Genomic DNA, 16962 nt, shown 5'->3' with positions numbered 1-16962 from the left:
CCAAATGGGGGATGGTAGAGACAGTCAGGGCACCTCGAAGAAGAGGCACAACGTCGGTGAGGGATGACGTGAGCGACAACTCTGTAGTACTGCGGTACGGCGATGGCGAGTACACCTACCCGGTGATCGACAGCACCGTCGGCGACAAGGGCTTCGACATCGGGAAGCTCCGCGCTCAGACCGGTCTGGTGACTCTCGACAGCGGTTACGGAAACACGGCCGCCTATAAATCCGCTATTACCTACCTCGACGGCGAGGAGGGCATCCTCCGCTACCGCGGCTACCCGATCGAGCAGCTCGCCGAGCGTTCCACCTTCGTCGAGGTGGCCTACCTGCTGATCAACGGTGAGCTGCCGACCGTCGACGAGCTCTCCGCCTTCAAGGACGAGATCACGCAGCACACGATGCTGCACGAGGACGTCAAGAATTTCTTCCGCGGCTTCCCGCGTGACGCCCACCCGATGGCCATGCTGTCGTCCGTGGTCAGCGCGCTGTCCACCTTCTACCAGGACAGCCACAACCCGTTCGACGAGAAGCAGCGTCACCTCTCGACGATCCGTCTGCTCGCCAAGCTCCCGACCATCGCCGCGTACGCGTACAAGAAGTCGGTCGGCCACCCGTTCGTCTACCCGCGCAACGACCTCGGCTACGTCGAGAACTTCCTGCGGATGACCTTCTCCGTGCCGGCCCAGGAGTACGAGCTCGACCCGGTCGTCGTCTCCGCGCTGGACAAGCTGCTCATCCTGCACGCGGACCACGAGCAGAACTGTTCGACCTCCACGGTGCGTCTGGTCGGCTCCTCGCAGGCCAACATGTTCGCCTCGATCTCCGCCGGCATCTCCGCCCTGTGGGGCCCGCTGCACGGCGGCGCCAACCAGTCGGTCCTGGAGATGCTCGAGGGCATCCAGGCCTCCGGCGGCGACGTCGACACCTTCATCCGCAAGGTGAAGAACAAGGAAGACGGCGTGAAGCTCATGGGCTTCGGGCACCGCGTCTACAAGAACTTCGACCCCCGGGCGAAGATCATCAAGGCGGCGGCGCACGACGTCCTCTCGGCCCTCGGCAAGTCCGACGAGCTGCTGGACATCGCCCTCAAGCTCGAAGAGCACGCGCTGGCCGACGACTACTTCGTCGAGCGCAAGCTCTACCCGAACGTCGACTTCTACACCGGTCTGATCTACCGGGCCATGGGCTTCCCGACCGAGATGTTCACGGTCCTCTTCGCCCTCGGCCGCCTTCCGGGCTGGATCGCCCAGTGGCACGAGATGATCAAGGAGCCGGGTTCCCGCATCGGCCGCCCGCGCCAGATCTACACGGGCGTCGTCGAGCGCGACTTCGTTCCGGTCGAGGGTCGTTGATCCGGTCCCTCCGGGCGTAGAAAAGCGGAAAGCGCCCCGTCACCAGTCCCCCCACGGGCTGGCAGTCGGGGCGCTTTCCTGTGTCCCGGTGCGGATTCCCCCCACGGGATCCGGCCGGGCGTCTGGATCAGCGCCTGAAACCGCTGTGAACTCAACGAGCAAAACAAGCAGAACTACGTGCGCCACGGCGAACCGCGGTGCGGTCTGCCGGTACCCGTACGGATCGGGAGGGCCGCTCAAAGCTCCCCGGTGTACGGGTCCGGCAACGCTCTCCCGGGCTCTCGCCTGCGCTCGAGCCGGGAGGTTATCCCCATGGGAACGTCCCCCAAGACATTCCCTGATGCCAGTCACGCCCCCCAAGACGTCACTGACATCGCCAACTTAGACTCACGAACCCCTTCGTTGGTTAGGTTCACTCCACTGTGACCTGCGTCTCTTGCATATGTCCTGAAGGTGCGCAAGAGCCCCGATATGGCGATCGGAGGCCAAGCGTAAGGAAGATGCGCGAGCCTTGTGAAGAGCTTATGTGAGGCTTCCGCCGGACTCCAGAGGGACTTCCGTCCCGGCCTCAGGAGAATGACCTGAGCCGGAGACTGTTCGTCACCACGAACACGGAGGAGAAGGCCATCGCCGCGCCCGCGATCATGGGGTTCAGCAGGCCCGCCGCGGCCAGCGGGAGCGCGGCGACGTTGTAGCCGAAGGCCCACACCAGATTTCCCTTGATCGTGGCGAGCGTTCTGCGCGACAGCCGGATCGCGTCCGCGGCCACCCGCAGATCCCCGCGGACCAGCGTCAGATCACCGGCCTCGATCGCCGCGTCCGTGCCGGTGCCCATCGCCAGGCCCAGGTCGGCGGTGGCGAGCGCGGCGGCGTCGTTGACCCCGTCGCCCACCATCGCGACCGTCCGGCCCTCCCGCCGCAGCCGCTCGACCACCTCGACCTTGTCCTCGGGCAGCACCTCGGCGATCACCTCGTCGATGCCGACCGCGCGGGCGACCGACTCCGCGACCGCCCGGTTGTCCCCGGTCAGCAGCACCGGCGTGAGCCCCAGACCGCGCAGCGCGCGGACCGCCTCGGCGCTGGTCTCCTTGATCGCGTCGGCGACGGTCATAACGCCGATCGGCGCCCCGTCCCGGACGACCACGACGGCCGTACGGCCCGCCGCCTCGGCCGCCTCCTTGGCGCGCGCCAGGCGCTGCGGGAGCGACGTACCGGCGTCGGTGCCGGGAGCGGTGCCGAGGCCGAGGCGGCCCACCAGGATCTCGCGTCCGTCCACCCGGCCGCGTACGCCCAGTCCGGGCACGTTCTCGAAGTGTTCCGGTACTTGGAGCGCCCCCGTGCGCTCCTGTGCGCCCGCGGCGACCGCGCGGGCGATCGGGTGCTCGGAGGCGTTCTCCAGGGCGCCGGCGAGGCGCAGTAGCTCGTCCTCGCCCACGCCGTCGGCCGGGTGGACCTCGTGCAGGGTCATCCGGCCGGTGGTCACCGTGCCCGTCTTGTCGAGGACGACGGTGTCGACGCGACGCGTGGACTCCAGTACCTCGGGGCCCTTGATGAGGATGCCGAGCTGGGCGCCGCGTCCGGTGCCGACCATGAGCGCGGTCGGGGTGGCGAGACCCAGGGCGCACGGACAGGCGATGATCAGCACCGCGACGGCGGCGGTGAAGGCGGCGACCGTGTCACCGGTCGCGCCGAGCCAGCCGGCGAACGTCGCCACCGCGATCAGCAGCACCACCGGCACGAAGATCCCGGAGATCCGGTCGGCGAGGCGCTGCACCTCCGCCTTGCCGTTCTGCGCGTCCTCGACCAGCCGGGCCATCCGGGCGAGCTGGGTGTCGGCGCCGACCCGGGTCGCCGCCACGACGAGCCGGCCTCCCGCGTTCACGGTCGCGCCCGTCACGGTGTCCCCCGCGGTCACGTCCACCGGTACCGACTCGCCGGTCAGCATGGAGGCGTCGACCGCCGAGGTGCCCTCGACGACGGTGCCGTCCGTGGCGATCTTCTCGCCCGGTCGGACGACGAAGCGGTCGCCCGCGGCCAGTTCGGCCACGGGGACGCGGACCTCGCGGCCGTCGCGCAGTACGGAGACGTCCTTCGCGCCCAGCTCCATCAGCGCCCTCAGGGCCGCGCCCGCGCGCCGCTTGGAGCGGGCCTCGAGATAGCGGCCGAGCAGGATGAAGGCTATGACGCCCGCGGCGACCTCCAGATAGATCGCCGACCGTCCCTCCGTACGCGAGACGGTCAGGCTGAAGCCCTCGCGCATGCCCTCCATGCCGGCGTCCCCGAGGAACAGCGCCCACAGGGACCAGCCGAACGCGGCGAGCGTGCCGACCGAGACCAGGGTGTCCATGGTGGCCGCGCCGTGCCGCGCGTTGGTGAACGCGGCCCGGTGGAAGGGCAGCCCGCCCCAGACGACGACGGGGGCCGCGAGCGTGAGCGCGAGCCACTGCCAGTTGTCGAACTGGAGCGGCGTGATCATCGACAGCAGCACCACGGGTACGGCCAGTACGGCGGAGACGACGAGCCGCTCGCGCAGGGCGGCCAGTTCCGGGTCGGCGGCGGGCGCCGTCGCCCCGTCCGGGTCCGCCGGCGCTGCCGGGGGTGCGGGCGGCGGCGGTTCCTCGGCCGTGTAGCCCGTCTTCACCACGGTCGCGATCAGATCGGCCACCTGTACGTCTTCCGGGTACGAGACCTTCGCCCGCTCCGTCGCGTAGTTCACCGTGGCGGTGACGCCGTCCAGCCGGTTGAGCTTCTTCTCGATGCGGGCCGCACAGGAGGCGCAGGTCATGCCGCCGATGGTCAGCTCGACCTCGGAGGCCGGGCGGTCCGGGGCGTCCGGTGGGTGCGGGGCGTCCGGTGGGCGCGGGGTGGTCGGTGCGGTGCCCGCCGCCGGGGTTCCGGTCGGTGCGCTGGTCATGTCCGGCTCCAGTCGGTCAGCCGGGCCGTACGGAGCCAGTATGAGCTGGTCGGTACGGCCCGGTGGGAGGAGAGAGAACGGGTGGCGCGAGGTGCTGCGCGAGACAGAGGTGGGGGTGTCCGGAGACGGGAAGGGCGGTCAGGCCCGGCCGGCGAGCTCGAAGCCCGCCTCGTCCACCGCGGCGCGCACGGCCTCGTCGTCGAGCGGCGCGGCCGATACGACGGTGACCTCGCCGGTGGAGGCCACGGCCTTCACCGAGCTGACGCCGGCGAGCTCGGAGATCTCGCCGGAGACGGCGCCTTCGCAGTGCCCGCAGCTCATTCCGCTCACCTTGAAGACGGTGGTGACGGAGTCCGGGGTGTCGGTCTGAGCGGTCATGGCGTTACTCCTCATTGAGGCGTGTGGGGCAGATGTGACGGGTGGGGAACCCCGTACATGCAGGGTCCTCTCCCGGCGCACTCCCCATCATACCCCTAGGGGGTATCGAACAACGAGGAGGATCCGGTGTCCGTGCCGGTGGGCGTCGTCAGGCTGTCGTGGTCCGTCCCGGGGAGGTCTCGCCGAGCATGGGCGCCAGGTAGCGGACCAGGGCGGCCTTGAGTTCTTGGACGTAGGCGTCCCGCTCCTCGCCCTCGTGCGCGAGGACCAGCTCCAGGCCGGCCTTGTACAGGCCGAACGACATCTGCGCGGTGCGCGTGACCTCCGCCCGGGGCGCGGCGGGCAGGAACGAGGAGATCAGCTCCTCGACCCGGGTCTGGAGGGCCGTGTGCAGGGCGTCGTGCTCCTCGGTCATCCGGCCGGGGATGTCCGGGCCGTGCATCAGCGCGAAGAACACCGGGTGCTGGCAGTTGAAGGAGATGAAGCGGTCGACTATGCCGCCGACGGTCTCCTCCAGCGGGGCCGTGACGTCGACGGGCGCGAAGGCCTCGCTGTAGGTCTCCCGCATCTCGTGGATGAGGCGGCCGCTCAGCTCGATCGCGATGGCCTCCTTGTTCGGGAAGAACTGGTACAGCGTGCCCGGTGAGACGCCGGCCTCGCGGGCGATGGCGTTGGTGCCGGCCGCGGTGTAGCCCGAGGCGCAGAAGACGGTGGCGGCCGCCTCCAGCAACTGGGCGATGCGGCGCTCGCCGCGGGCCTGCCGGCGGCGCGGCCTGTCCTGCTGGGCGGGCGCTTCCCGGTCGGCCGTCTCCCGGTCGGCCGTCTCCTGGCCGGGCGTCTGCTGGTCGGCCGCCTCGTGGCGGGGCGCTCCCTGGCCGGGTGCTTCTTGATCGGGCACGAGTTATCCCCAACTTCCCGGGACTTGATTGACAAACACGAGCGCCCGCTCGCATTCTTTGGAGAACGCGAGCGACCTCTCGTGTTTTTCAGTCTATGGCAATGGGCGACCCATGCCGCTTGTCCGGCCATGGGTCCAGGTGAAGGGGACACCGCACGATGACCGATGTCAACGGGACACCGCCGCAGGGCGGCTGGACCCGCTTCGTGACCGCACGCCCCAGGTTGTCGCTGCTCGTCGCCCTGTTGCTCACCGCCCTCGCGGTGGTCGCCGGCAGCGGGGTCGCCGACCGGATGGGCAGCGGCGGCTGGGAGGATCCGGACGCCCAGTCCACGTATGCGACCAAGGCGCTGGAGCGGGAGTTCCCCGCCTCGCAGCCCAACCTGCTCCTCCTCGTCGACTCGGGCGGCGCCTCGGTCGACGATCCGTCCGTCGCCGCCGAGGCGAAGCGGCTGGCGGCGCGCCTCGCCGACGAGCGCGGCGTCACGGGCGTGGGTTCGTACTGGCAGTCGGGCGCGGCCACGCTGAAGGCGCGCGACGGCCACCAGGCGCTGATAGCCGCCCGGCTCACGGGGGACGAGACCGCCGTGGGCGAGACGCTCGACCGCCTCGCCCCCTCCTTCCGCGGCACGCACGGCCCGGTCGAGGTCGAGATTGGCGGACCCGTCGCCGTGCGGCACGAGATGCAGAGCATCATCCAGGAGGACCTGACCCGTGCCGAGCTGATCGCCCTGCCCGTGACCCTCGTGCTGCTGGTGATGGTTTTCGGCAGCGCGGTCGCGGCCCTGCTGCCGCTCGGCGTCGGCATCGTCGCCATCCTGGGCACGAACGCGGTGCTGCGCGGGCTCACGGAGCTGACGGACGTCTCCGTCTTCGCCATGAACCTCACCACCGCCCTCGGCCTGGGCCTGGCCATCGACTACGCCCTGTTCATCGTCCGCAGGTACCGCGAGGAGCTGGCCACCGGCGCCGAGCCCCTGGCGGCGGTCGGCGCGACCCTGCGGACCGCCGGGCGCACCGTGCTCTTCTCCGCGCTCACGGTCGCGGTGTCACTGGCGGCGATGCTGCTCTTCCCGCAGTACTTCCTGCGCTCCTTCGCCTACGCCGGCATCGCCGTGGTCCTGCTCGCGGCGGCGGCCGCCCTGATCCTGCTCCCGGCGGCGCTGGTGCTCCTCGGCCACCGGGTCAACGCCCTGGACCTGCGGCGGCTGTTCCGCCGGGGTGCCGCCGAGCCGTCGAGGGAGGGCGCGGGCTGGGGGCGGCTGGCCGCGCTCGTCATGCGCCGGGCGCCCGTCTTCGCGGTGGCCACCGCCGTCGGGCTCGTCGTGCTCGGACTGCCCTTCCTGGGCGTGAAGTTCGGCACGGCCGACGACCGCCAGCTGCCGTCGAGCGCCGAGTCCCACGTCGTGCAGCAGCACATCAGGGACGGGTTCCCCGGCAGTCCGGGCGGCGGTCTCGAGGTGCTCGCCGAGGGCCGGGCGAGCGCCGCGCAGTACGCCGCGTACAAGGAGCGGATAGCCGCGCTGCCTGAGGTGACGCGGGTGGAGGGACCGCTGGTGAACGGCGACTCGGCGTACTTCACGGTGCTGCCCGAGGGCGAGGCGGTGGACGAGCCGGCCCAGCGGCTGGTGGACGATCTGCGGGCCGTGGACGCCCCGTTCGACACCAAGGTGACCGGCACGGCGGCGGTCCTCGTCGACTCCAAGCAGGCGATAGCCGACCGGCTGCCCTGGGCGGCGGGCTTCATCGCGGTCGTCACCCTGTTCCTGGTCTTCCTGCTGACCGGCAGCGTGCTGATACCGGTGCAGGCGGTGCTGCTCAACGCCCTGAGTCTGACGGCGATGTTCGGCGCGGTGGTGTGGGTCTTCCAGGACGGCCATCTGTCCGGCCTGCTCGGCTTCACCAGCCCGGGGTCCATCGAGACGACCCTTCCGGTCCTGATGTTCTGCGTCGCCTTCGGACTGTCCATGGACTACGGCGTGTTCCTGCTCTCCCGCATCAAGGAGGAGTACGACCGGACGGGCCGGCACCAGGAAGCGGTCCGCTTCGGGCTCCAGCGCACCGGCGGTCTGATCACGGCGGCCGCGGTCATCCTCGCGGTGGTGATGGTCGCCATCGGCACCTCGCGGGTGACCAACACCAAGATGCTCGGCCTGGGCATCGCGCTGGCGGTGCTGATGGACGCCATGGTCGTGCGCAGTCTCCTGGTGCCCGCCGTCATGCGGCTCACGGGCCGGGCCACGTGGTGGGCGCCCGCTCCGCTGCGGCGCTTCCACGAACGGTTCGGACTCAGCGAGGAGGACACGGCCCGCCCGGCCACCACGACGGACGGCCGACCGGACCTGGACCCGGACGACCCGGACGGTCATCCCGACCCCGACCCCGACCCCGACTCGGACCTCGGGCGGGACAAGGTGGAGGCGCGCGGTTAGCGTCCCTCCTGCAAGGGGCCTCCGGGCGAGGCGCGCGCAGCGGGAAGTGGGAAACGAAGGGCGGGGCGGATGAGGGCAGTGGTGTTCGAGCGGTACGGCGAGCCGGCCGAGGTGCGCGAGGTGGCGGACCCGGAGCCCGCGGAGCACGGGGTGGTGGTGCGCGTCGAGGCCACCGGGCTGTGCCGCAGCGACTGGCACGGCTGGATGGGGCACGACCCGGACATCACGCTGCCGCATGTCCCGGGGCACGAACTCGCCGGGGTCGTCGAGTCGGCGGGCGCCCGGGTGACCCGCTGGCGCCCCGGCGACCGGGTCACCGTGCCTTTCGTCTGCGCCTGCGGAAGCTGCGCCGCCTGCGCGGCCGGGGACCAGCAGGTGTGCGAGCGCCAGACGCAGCCGGGTTTCACGCACTGGGGCTCCTTCGCCCAGTACGTGGCGCTGGAGCACGCGGACGTGAACCTGGTCGCGGTGCCGGACGGCTTGTCCTCCGGGACGGCGGCGTCGCTGGGGTGCCGGTTCGCGACGGCGTTCCGTGCGGTGGTCGCGCAGGGGAGGGTGGCGCCGGGGGAGTGGGTCGCCGTGCACGGCTGCGGGGGCGTCGGGCTGTCGGCGGTGATGATCGCGGCGGCCTCCGGCGCCCGGGTCGTCGCGGTCGACGTCTCGTCCGGGGCGCTGGAGCTGGCGCGGAGGTTCGGGGCGGCCGAGTGCGTGGACGCTGCCGGCGTCGCGGACCCGGCGGAGGCGGTGCGCGACCTCACCGGCGGTGGCGCCCATCTCTCCCTGGACGCCCTGGGCTCGCCCGCCACCTGCGCGGCCTCGGTGAACGGGCTGCGCAGGCGCGGGCGTCATGTCCAGGTCGGCCTGCTGCCGTCGGAGACCGGGACGACCCCGGTCCCGATGTCCCGGGTGATCGGCCTGGAGCTCGAAGTGCTCGGCAGCCACGGTATGGCGGCGCACGCGTACCCGGCCATGCTGGAGCTGGTACGGACGGGGGTGCTCCGTCCCGACCTCCTGGTCACCTCCGCGATACCGCTGGACGCCGCGCCGGCCGCGCTCGCGTCGATGGCGACGGCGCCCGGCCCGGGCGTGACGGTCATCGAGCCCTGGCACTGACCGGACCGCTGACCGGACCGCCGACCGGACCGCCGGCCGGACCGCCGGCCGGGCTGCTGACCGGACCGCTGACCGGACCGCCGACCGAACCGCCGACCGGGCCGCCGGCCGGGCTGCTGACCGGACCGCCGGACCGGACGGCTCCGGCCCGGCGGTCAGGTTCGGTCAGTGATTTCTCAGTGGTCTGTCAGCGGTCTCTGCGGCCGCGGTTGCTGGGCCGTGAGGCGACCCAGGTCCGTACGGTGTCCGCGTACCAATAGGGTTTTCCGCCCTCTACGTGATCCGGTGACGGCAGCAGTCCGTGCTTGCGGTACGACCTCACGGTGTCCGGCTGGACCCTGATGTGCGCGGCGATCTCTTTGTAGCCCCAGAGCTTCCGGTCGGTCATCTGCGTTCTACCTCCCTGCGCGCGCCGCGGTGGCGGCCGGGGTGTGGCCGTCGGGGGGACCGGGCGCTGCGCTGGCGATCACGAAGCCAGTGCCCGGTGAACGACGCCGCGGAAACGGGAGGCGAGGGCTGTGGCCCGGGTGTGACCCAAGACCCGCGTACACGCGACAAGTGTGACGAGAAGAGGTCTTTTGTTACAGGAGTGACGCATCGACGCATCGTCCGTCAGGCCGGGGCGGAAAGCGCAAGGTGGGTCGGACCCGCTGCGCCGGGCCCGACCCACCAGCTCCCCGCTCCCCCCTGGTCCGGCCGGAACGCGTCGGTTCCCCCGATTCCCCCGATCACCGGCCGGAGGCTTCAGGTTGCCGTCCGGCACGCCTCGCGGTCTTGGAAAAATCCGCACTCCGGCCGGGCGGGAGCAGCAGACTCGTGGCCTCGCCCGCCAGCCGGTCCGCGTCCGGCAGCGCGGAGAGATGCCCGATGTCCGCGGGCCCCGGACGCGCCGGTGCGAGTGCGTCCGAGCCGGTGCCCGAGCCGCCCGGGCGGCCGGAAACCGCCCCACGCGCCGCACCGTCCCCCACCGCACCCGCCGGCACCGCCGTGACCCCCGCCCCCATCGACCTGGCTCCCGCACCCGCGCCCGTCCCCGCAGCACCCGCCCCCACTCCCGTCCCGGTCGCCGCAGCCCGTGCCGCAGTGAACTCGCGGGGTGTGCACCCCGTCATCGCGCGGAACTCGCCGCTCAGATGGGCCTGGTCGTAGTAGCCGCAGGCCGCCGCCGTCTCGGCCTGGGAGCGGCCCGCCGCGAGCAGCCGTCTGGCGCGCTGGAGGCGCAGGACGCGGGCCGCGGCCTTGGGGCCGAGTCCGATCTGTTCCCGGAATCGGTTCTCCAACTGCCGTACGCTCCAGCCGACTTCCTCGGCCAGGCGGGGAACCGGCAGGGCGCCCCCGGTGCGCTCCAGGCGCGACCAGGCCCGTACCAGCCGTGCGGAACTCGGCGGGCCCGACTCGGTCCAGCGGGTGAGCGCGTCGTCGAGCAGCGCGAACCGTTCGGTCCAGCCGGGTAACGCGGCGAGCGCGGCGCAGAGTTCACCGGCGCCGTGCCAGCGGGCGGAGGCGGCGCGGGCGCCCGGCGGGCGGGGCAGGTCGTCCGGATCCACGGTCCGGTTGGCCAGCTCGTACTGCGGGGTGCCGAAGAGGGTGAAGACCGCCCAGGGGGCGAGGAGGATCTCGATGCCGGCGAGCCGGCCGTCGTGTTCGCCGACGACCGGGGTGGTGGACAGCCCGGAGCAGACGGACACCAGGGTGGCCGGGGCGCGCCCCTCGGCCGAGATGCGGACCGGTTCCCCGAAGCCGAGCAGCAGCGTCGCCGCGCCGATCGGCGCCTCCAGGCGGACACGCGGCCGGTCGAAGGCGAGCCTTATCCCGCGGTAGCTGAGCACCCCGGGCCGCAGCCGCGGGTGCGGCGGGCCGGACACGGTCTCCCAGGAGCCACCGGGGCCGTGCCCCGCCCGCCGGACGATGCCCGTCGCCGCCCGCCCCTCCCGCCGGACGTTCCTCATCGTCATCCGCCCCTCCCGCCGCCTCGCGCGCACCCGGACACCCATCGTGCTACGCCCGGCGGAGCCCCCGGAAGAGCTTCCGGGAGCACCGGAAGAGTCCTGGAGGGCCGGCTACGCCCCGCAGGAGCGCAGGAACGCGCGGGTCCGCCGGGCGATGGGCAGCGGCTGGTCCGGCGGGCACGGGTACATGTCCTGCTCGACGATGGCGAAGAGGTCCACGTCGAGCTTCTGGGCGGCGGCGAGTACGGGCTCGAGGGCCGGTACGCCGGCCGGGGGTTCGCACATGACGCCGCGTGCCACGGCAGGCCCGAACGGCACCCCGTCCGCCCTGACCCCGGCGAGGATCTCCGGGTCGACCTGCTTGAGGTGCAGGTATCCGATGCGCTCGCCGTACGTCTCGATCAGCTCGACGCTGTCGCCGCCGCAGTACGCGTAGTGCCCGGTGTCCAGGCACAGCGACACCAGCGAGGAGTCGGTCGCGTCGAGGAAGCGGGTGACGTTCTCCTCGCTGTCGATGTGGGTGTCGGCGTGCGGGTGGACGACGATCCGCAGGCCGTAGCGCTCGCGGACCTCGTGGGCGAGGCGCTCGGTCTGCGTGGTCAGATCGCGCCACTGCGCCGGCGTCAGCGTGCTGTCCTCGAGCACGGTGCCGGTCTTGTCGTCGCGCCAGAACGCGGGGATCACGACGAGGTATTCCGCGCCCATCGCACGGGTGAGGGCCGCGATGTCGCAGACGTGCGCCCAGGTGGCGTCCCACACGCCGGGGCCGCGGTGCAGCCCGGTGAACACCGTCCCGGCCGACACCGTGAGCCCGCGCCGCGCGGTCTCGTCCTTGAGGACGGCCGGATCGGTGGGCAGATAGCCGTAGGGGCCCAGCTCGATCCACTCGTAGCCGGACCCGGAGACCTCGTCGAGGAAGCGCTGCCAGGGGACTTGCCGGGGATCGTCGGGGAACCAGACGCCCCAGGAGTCGGGCGCCGAACCGACACGGATACGGGTGAGCGGGGAATTCGACGATGACTGCGGCGACGAGGGCTGCGGCGACGGTGACGGTGACTGCGGCGACGACGGCTGCGGCGACGGTGACGGTGACTGCGGTGACAACGACGTCATGGGCGTCAGCTTCCGGCGGCCCCGAAAGGGTGTCAAGGGCTGGTCCGAATGTCCGGACAAAACGTTGACAGGGCTGACCGGGCAGGGCTAGACCTGGGGACAGCCGAAGCGAAGGGGACCCGATGGCGTACGACGGCGGTGCGGGCTCGATGGCGTTGGACGGCGGTGCGGGCCCGATGGCGTACGACCTGATCACCATGGGGCGGATCGGCGTGGACCTCTACCCGTTGCAGACGGGTGTGCCGCTGGCGCGGGTGTCGTCGTTCGGGAAGTTCCTCGGCGGGTCGGCGACCAACGTGGCGGTGGCCGCCGCCCGGCTCGGCAGACGGACGGCGGTGATCACTCGTACGGGTGCGGACGCCTTCGGCGATTACGTCCGCGAGGCGCTGCGCGGCTTCGGGGTGGACGACCGCTGGGTCACGCCGGTCGCCGGACTGCCGACCCCGGTCACCTTCTGCGAGATCTTCCCGCCGGACGACTTCCCGCTCTACTTCTACCGGCAGCCCAAGGCCCCGGACCTGGAGATCGACGCGCACGAACTGGACCTGGACGCCGTACGGGCGGCCCGCGTCTTCTGGGTCACCGGCACGGGCCTGAGCGAGGAGCCCAGCCGTACGGCGACGCTCGCGGCGCTGGCGCACCGCGCGAAGGCCGGGACGACGGTCTTCGACCTCGACTGGCGGCCGATGTTCTGGACGGACCCCGAAGCGGCCCGCCCGTTCTACGCCGAGGCCCTGCGCCACACCACGGTCGCGGTCGGCAACGTGGACGAGGCCGAGATCGCCACCGGCGAGCGCGAACCGCACGCCGCCGCCCGCGCGTTGCTGGCGGCGGGCGTCGAACTCGCCGTCGTCAAGCAGGGGCCCAAGGGCGTGCTCGCCGTCCACCGCGACGGCATGTCCGCCGAGGTCCCGCCGCTCCCGGTCACGGTCCTCAACGGCCTCGGCGCGGGCGACGCGTTCGGCGGCGCCCTCGTCCACGGCCTGCTGGGCTCCTGGGACGTGGAGCGCGTCATGCGGTACGCCAACGCGGCGGGCGCCATCGTCGCCTCCCGCCTGGAGTGCTCCTCCGCGATGCCGGACCCGGACGAGATCGAGGCCGCGCTCACGGCGGGAGCGGTCCGGTGAGCGCCCCCGCTCCCGCTCCCCCTCCCGCCGCCATCGACGTGTCCGCCCTGGTCCGCACCCGTACCCGCACTCCCGAAGCGATCGCCGAAGCCGCCGCCCGCCGCCCCCGGCGTCCGCTCGTCGCGGGCAACGGTCGGCTGATGATCGTCGCCGCGGACCACCCGGCGCGCGGCTCGCTGGCCGTCGGCGACCGCGCGCTGGCCATGGCCAACCGCGCCGGTCTGCTGGAGCGCCTGTGCCTCGCGCTGTCGAGACCCGGCGTCGACGGCGTCCTCGCCAGCGCCGACGTCCTCGACGACCTGCTGCTGCTCGGCGCCCTCGACCACAAGGTCGTCCTCGGCTCGATGAACCGCGGCGGTCTGGCCGGCGCCTCCTTCGAACTGGACGACCGCTTCACCGGGTTCCGCCCCCGGGACCTCGACCGGCTCGGCTTCGACGCGGGCAAACTGCTGCTGCGCATCGACTACGACGACCCGGGCTCGCTGCGCACCCTGGAGGCCGCCGCACGCGCCGTGGACGAGATGGCGGAACGCCGACTTCCGGTGTTCGTCGAACCGTTCCTGTGCCGCCGCCGGGCGGACGGCACCCTGCGCAACGATCTCAGCGCCGAGGCCGTGACCAAGTCCATCGCCATCGCGAGCGGCCTCGGCGGCAGTTCGGCGTACACCTGGCTGAAGGTCCCCGTCACCGAGAACCCCGACGACATGGCGCGGGTGATGGAGACCTCCACCCTGCCCGCCGTGCTGCTCGGCGGCGAAGTCGGCGACGACCAGGAGGGCGCGTACGAGAAGTGGCGGGGTGCCCTCCAACTGCCCACCGTGCAGGGCCTGGTCGTCGGCCGTTCGCTGCTCTACCCGGCCGACGGTGACGTGAGGGCGGCGGTGGACACCGCCGTAGGACTCCTGTGAGGAACGCCGCATGACCGACGAAGACCTCTACGTCCCCCGGGGCGCCGCCGCGAGCACCGGCTACGCCCTCGACATCGGTCCCGGCCGGGCCGGCTGGCGCCACAGCGCCCTGCGGATCCTGGAGCTGGCCCCCGGCGGCACGCACAGCTTCGACGCGGGTGACAGCGAGTGGATCCTGATTCCCCTGAGCGGCGGCTGTACGGTGCGCACGGGGGACGAGAAGTTCCAGATCCTGGGCCGGGAGAGCGTGTTCGCCGGAGTCAGCGACTTCGCGTACGTGCCCCGCGACGCCCGGGCCCAGATCGCCTCCGGTGCGGGAGGCCGCTTCGCCCTGGCAGGAGCGAAGTGCGAGCGCCGACTCCCCGCCCGCTACGGCCCCGCGCCGGAGGTTCCCGTCGAAGAGCGCGGCAGCGGCACCTGCGCCCGCCGGGTGCGCAACTTCGCCTCGGCCGACGCCTTCGACTGCGACCGGCTCATCGCCGTCGAGGTCGTCACCCCGGGCGGCAACTGGTCCTCGTACCCGCCGCACAAGCACGACGAGCACCGGCCGGGCGAGGAGAGCGAGCTGGAGGAGATCTACTACTTCGAGATCGAGGGGCCGAACGGTTTCGGCTATCAGCGCGTATTCCCCTCACGGGACGGGGGTGCTGACGTGCTGGCCGAGGTCAGGAGCGGTGACGCCGTCCTCGTACCCGACGGCTGGCACGGGCCGTCCGTCGCGGCGCCGGGGCACGACATGTACTACCTGAACGTGATGGCGGGGCCGGGTCCTGAGCGGGAGTGGCGCATCCGCTTCCACCCGGAACACGTAGCGAGCGCGGAGGGCTATCGATGACAGAGCCGGTGTCGCAGCGGACCGACCGGACGACGGCGGAGGCGGCGCGGGGGACCGTCAGACTGACCGTCGCGCAGGCGCTGGTGCGGTTCCTCGCCGTCCAGTTCACCGAGCGGGACGGCGAGCGGCAGCGGCTGATCGGCGCCACCTGGGGCATCTTCGGGCACGGCAACGTCGCCGGGATCGGCCAGGCGCTCGTGGAGTACGCGGACGCGATGCCGTACCACCAGGGGCGCAACGAGCAGGCGATGGTGCACGCGGCGGTCGGCTACGCGCGCCAGCGCGACCGGCTCTCCACCCACGCCGTCACCACCTCCATCGGACCCGGCGCCACCAACCTCGTCACCGGCGCCGCCCTGGCGACGGTCAACCACCTCCCGGTCCTGCTGCTGCCCGGCGACGTCTTCGCCGCCCGCCCCGCCGACCCGGTGCTCCAGCAGCTCGAAGTCCCGTACGCGGGCGACGTGTCCGTCAACGACTGTCTGCGCCCGGTGTCGAAGTACTTCGACCGGATCACCCGCCCCGAGGTGCTGATCCCGGCCGCCCTCCAGGCGATGCGGGTGCTCACCGACCCCGTGGACACCGGCGCGGTCACCCTCGCGCTGCCGCAGGACGTGCAGGCGGAGGCGTACGACTGGCCGGAGGAGTTCTTCGGTGAGCGGGTCTGGGCGGTACGGCGGCCCGCGCCCGATGCGACGGAACTCACCGACGCCGTACGGGCCGTGCGCGAGGCGCGCCGCCCGCTGATCGTGGCCGGCGGCGGGGTCCACCACAGCCGGGCCGAGACCGCGCTCGCCGAACTCGCCGGGGCCACCGGCATTCCGGTCGCGTCCACCCAGGCGGGCAAGGGCGCGCTGCGCTTCGACCACCCGCAGGACGTCGGCGGCATCGGCCACACCGGCACCGCGACCGCCGACGAACTCGCCCGCACCGCCGACCTGGTGATCGGCGTCGGCACCCGCTGGACCGACTTCACCACCGCCTCGAACACCCTCTTCGCCGCCTCCGGCGTCCGCTTCCTCAACCTGAACATCGCCCCCTACGACGGGCACAAGCTGGCCGGGCGGACGCTGATCGCCGACGCCCGCGCGGGCCTGGAGGCGCTCACCGAGGCCCTGACCCTGCACGGCCACCGCGCGGAACCGGCGTACGTCACCGAGTACACGGACGACAAGGAGCGCTGGGAGTACCGGGTCGACGCCGCGTACGAGACGGAGGACCCGGACATAAGGCCCACCCAGCCGCAGGTCCTCGGCCTGCTCGACGCGCTGGTGGACGAGGACGACATCCTCATCAACGCCGCCGGGTCGCTCCCCGGCGATCTGCACAAGCTGTGGCGGGCGCGCTCGCGCGACCAGTACCACGTCGAGTACGGCTACTCCTGCATGGGCTACGAGATCCCGGCCGCGATCGGCGTGGGCATGGCGGCCCCCGACCGGCCGGTCTGGGCGCTGGTCGGCGACGGCACCTACCTGATGAACCCCACGGAGCTCGTCACGGCCGTCCAGGAGAACGTGCCCGTCAAGATCGTGATCCTCCAGAACCACGGGTACGCCTCCATCGGCGGCCTCTCGGAGTCGGTGGGCGGCGAGCGCTTCGCGACCGCCTACCGCCACCGGGCGGCCGACGGTACGTACACGGGGGAGCCGCTGCCCGTGGACCTCGCCGCCAACGCGGCCTCCCTCGGGCTGCGCGTCCTGCGCGCGCGGACCGTGCGCGAGCTGCGGGCGGCGCTCGCGGAGGCTCGCGGCGCGGACACTCCCACATGTGTCTACGTGGAGACCGAAACGGCAGACACAGTGTCGGGCGCGCCTCCCGCGCAGGCCTGGTGGGATGTACCCGTGGCCGAGACCGCGACGCGGCCGTCGGCGGTCAAGGCGCGCGAAGAGTACGACCGGCACGTCTCCACCCGGCGCCGCCATCTGTGAGGGAGTTTC

The 16962-nt window shown here is 72.2% G+C and carries 12 protein-coding genes and 1 pseudogene; 7 read left to right on the top strand and 6 right to left on the bottom strand.

Features of this window, described 5'->3' with window-relative positions; translation table 11 throughout:
- Window positions 1-68: 68 nt before the first annotated feature.
- On the top strand, window positions 69-1358 hold the full coding sequence (locus tag ACFV6E_RS12905; RefSeq protein ID WP_385461138.1) for a citrate synthase: 1290 nt from the start codon (window positions 69-71) through the stop codon (window positions 1356-1358).
- Window positions 1359-1926: 568 nt separating this feature from the next.
- On the opposite strand, the gene ACFV6E_RS12900 is transcribed toward ACFV6E_RS12905, so the two are convergent.
- From ACFV6E_RS12900 to ACFV6E_RS12890, 3 genes are all read right to left on the bottom strand, one after another.
- On the bottom strand, window positions 1927-4272 hold the full coding sequence (locus tag ACFV6E_RS12900; protein WP_385461134.1) for a heavy metal translocating P-type ATPase: 2346 nt from the start codon (window positions 4270-4272) through the stop codon (window positions 1927-1929).
- Window positions 4273-4410: 138 nt separating this feature from the next.
- A complete protein-coding gene (locus ACFV6E_RS12895; RefSeq protein WP_385160664.1) occupies window positions 4411-4650 on the bottom strand; it encodes a heavy-metal-associated domain-containing protein in 240 nt (79 codons plus the stop codon).
- A gap of 148 nt (window positions 4651-4798) precedes the next feature.
- Window positions 4799-5548, bottom strand: coding sequence for a TetR family transcriptional regulator (locus tag ACFV6E_RS12890; protein ID WP_385160662.1), 750 nt, complete (start codon window positions 5546-5548; stop codon window positions 4799-4801).
- Window positions 5549-5706: 158 nt separating this feature from the next.
- Between ACFV6E_RS12890 and ACFV6E_RS12885 the strand changes: the two genes are divergently transcribed.
- Window positions 5707-7980: an MMPL family transporter gene (locus ACFV6E_RS12885; RefSeq protein WP_385461131.1), complete on the top strand. Its 2274-nt coding sequence runs from the start codon at window positions 5707-5709 to the stop codon at window positions 7978-7980.
- A 69-nt stretch (window positions 7981-8049) separates the two neighbouring features.
- Window positions 8050-9093, top strand: a complete 1044-nt coding sequence (locus tag ACFV6E_RS12880) for a zinc-dependent alcohol dehydrogenase family protein (protein WP_385461128.1) — start codon at window positions 8050-8052, stop codon at window positions 9091-9093.
- Between the two features lie 187 nt (window positions 9094-9280).
- Here ACFV6E_RS12880 and ACFV6E_RS12875 read toward each other — a convergent pair whose 3' ends face one another.
- The 3 genes and pseudogenes from ACFV6E_RS12875 to ACFV6E_RS12865 form a co-directional block, all read right to left on the bottom strand.
- The gene (locus ACFV6E_RS12875) at window positions 9281-9481 is read right to left on the bottom strand and encodes a helix-turn-helix transcriptional regulator (protein WP_385461125.1); all 201 of its coding nucleotides are present in this window, start codon (window positions 9479-9481) and stop codon (window positions 9281-9283) included.
- 685 nt (window positions 9482-10166) lie between these two features.
- Window positions 10167-11042 (bottom strand): annotated as a pseudogene (locus tag ACFV6E_RS12870) (helix-turn-helix domain-containing protein); the annotation flags it as partial.
- A 111-nt stretch (window positions 11043-11153) separates the two neighbouring features.
- Window positions 11154-12155 carry a sugar phosphate isomerase/epimerase family protein gene (locus ACFV6E_RS12865; protein WP_385461122.1) on the bottom strand — a complete coding sequence of 334 codons (1002 nt, stop codon included), beginning with the start codon at window positions 12153-12155 and terminating at the stop codon, window positions 11154-11156.
- A 176-nt stretch (window positions 12156-12331) separates the two neighbouring features.
- On the opposite strand from ACFV6E_RS12865, the gene iolC reads away from it, so the two are divergent.
- Genes iolC through iolD form a run of 4 tightly spaced genes read left to right on the top strand, consistent with a single transcriptional unit; the run spans window position 12332 to window position 16953 of the window.
- Window positions 12332-13282: a 5-dehydro-2-deoxygluconokinase gene (gene iolC, locus ACFV6E_RS12860; RefSeq protein WP_385461301.1), complete on the top strand. Its 951-nt coding sequence runs from the start codon at window positions 12332-12334 to the stop codon at window positions 13280-13282.
- The gene (locus ACFV6E_RS12855; protein WP_385461119.1) at window positions 13279-14190 is read left to right on the top strand and encodes a deoxyribose-phosphate aldolase; all 912 of its coding nucleotides are present in this window, start codon (window positions 13279-13281) and stop codon (window positions 14188-14190) included. The genes iolC and ACFV6E_RS12855 overlap by 4 nt, the downstream gene beginning before the upstream one ends.
- A gap of 10 nt (window positions 14191-14200) precedes the next feature.
- Window positions 14201-15025, top strand: coding sequence for a 5-deoxy-glucuronate isomerase (iolB, locus tag ACFV6E_RS12850; RefSeq protein ID WP_385160650.1), 825 nt, complete (start codon window positions 14201-14203; stop codon window positions 15023-15025).
- Entirely contained in the window at window positions 15022-16953 is a 1932-nt protein-coding gene (iolD, locus tag ACFV6E_RS12845; RefSeq protein ID WP_385461116.1) for a 3D-(3,5/4)-trihydroxycyclohexane-1,2-dione acylhydrolase (decyclizing), read from the top strand. The genes iolB and iolD overlap by 4 nt, the downstream gene beginning before the upstream one ends.
- Window positions 16954-16962: the final 9 nt, after the last annotated feature.

Source organism: Streptomyces sp. NPDC059785 (genome assembly GCF_042732375.1).
Classification (GTDB): domain Bacteria; phylum Actinomycetota; class Actinomycetes; order Streptomycetales; family Streptomycetaceae; genus Streptomyces.
This window is presented reverse-complemented; position numbering and strand designations above follow the sequence as displayed.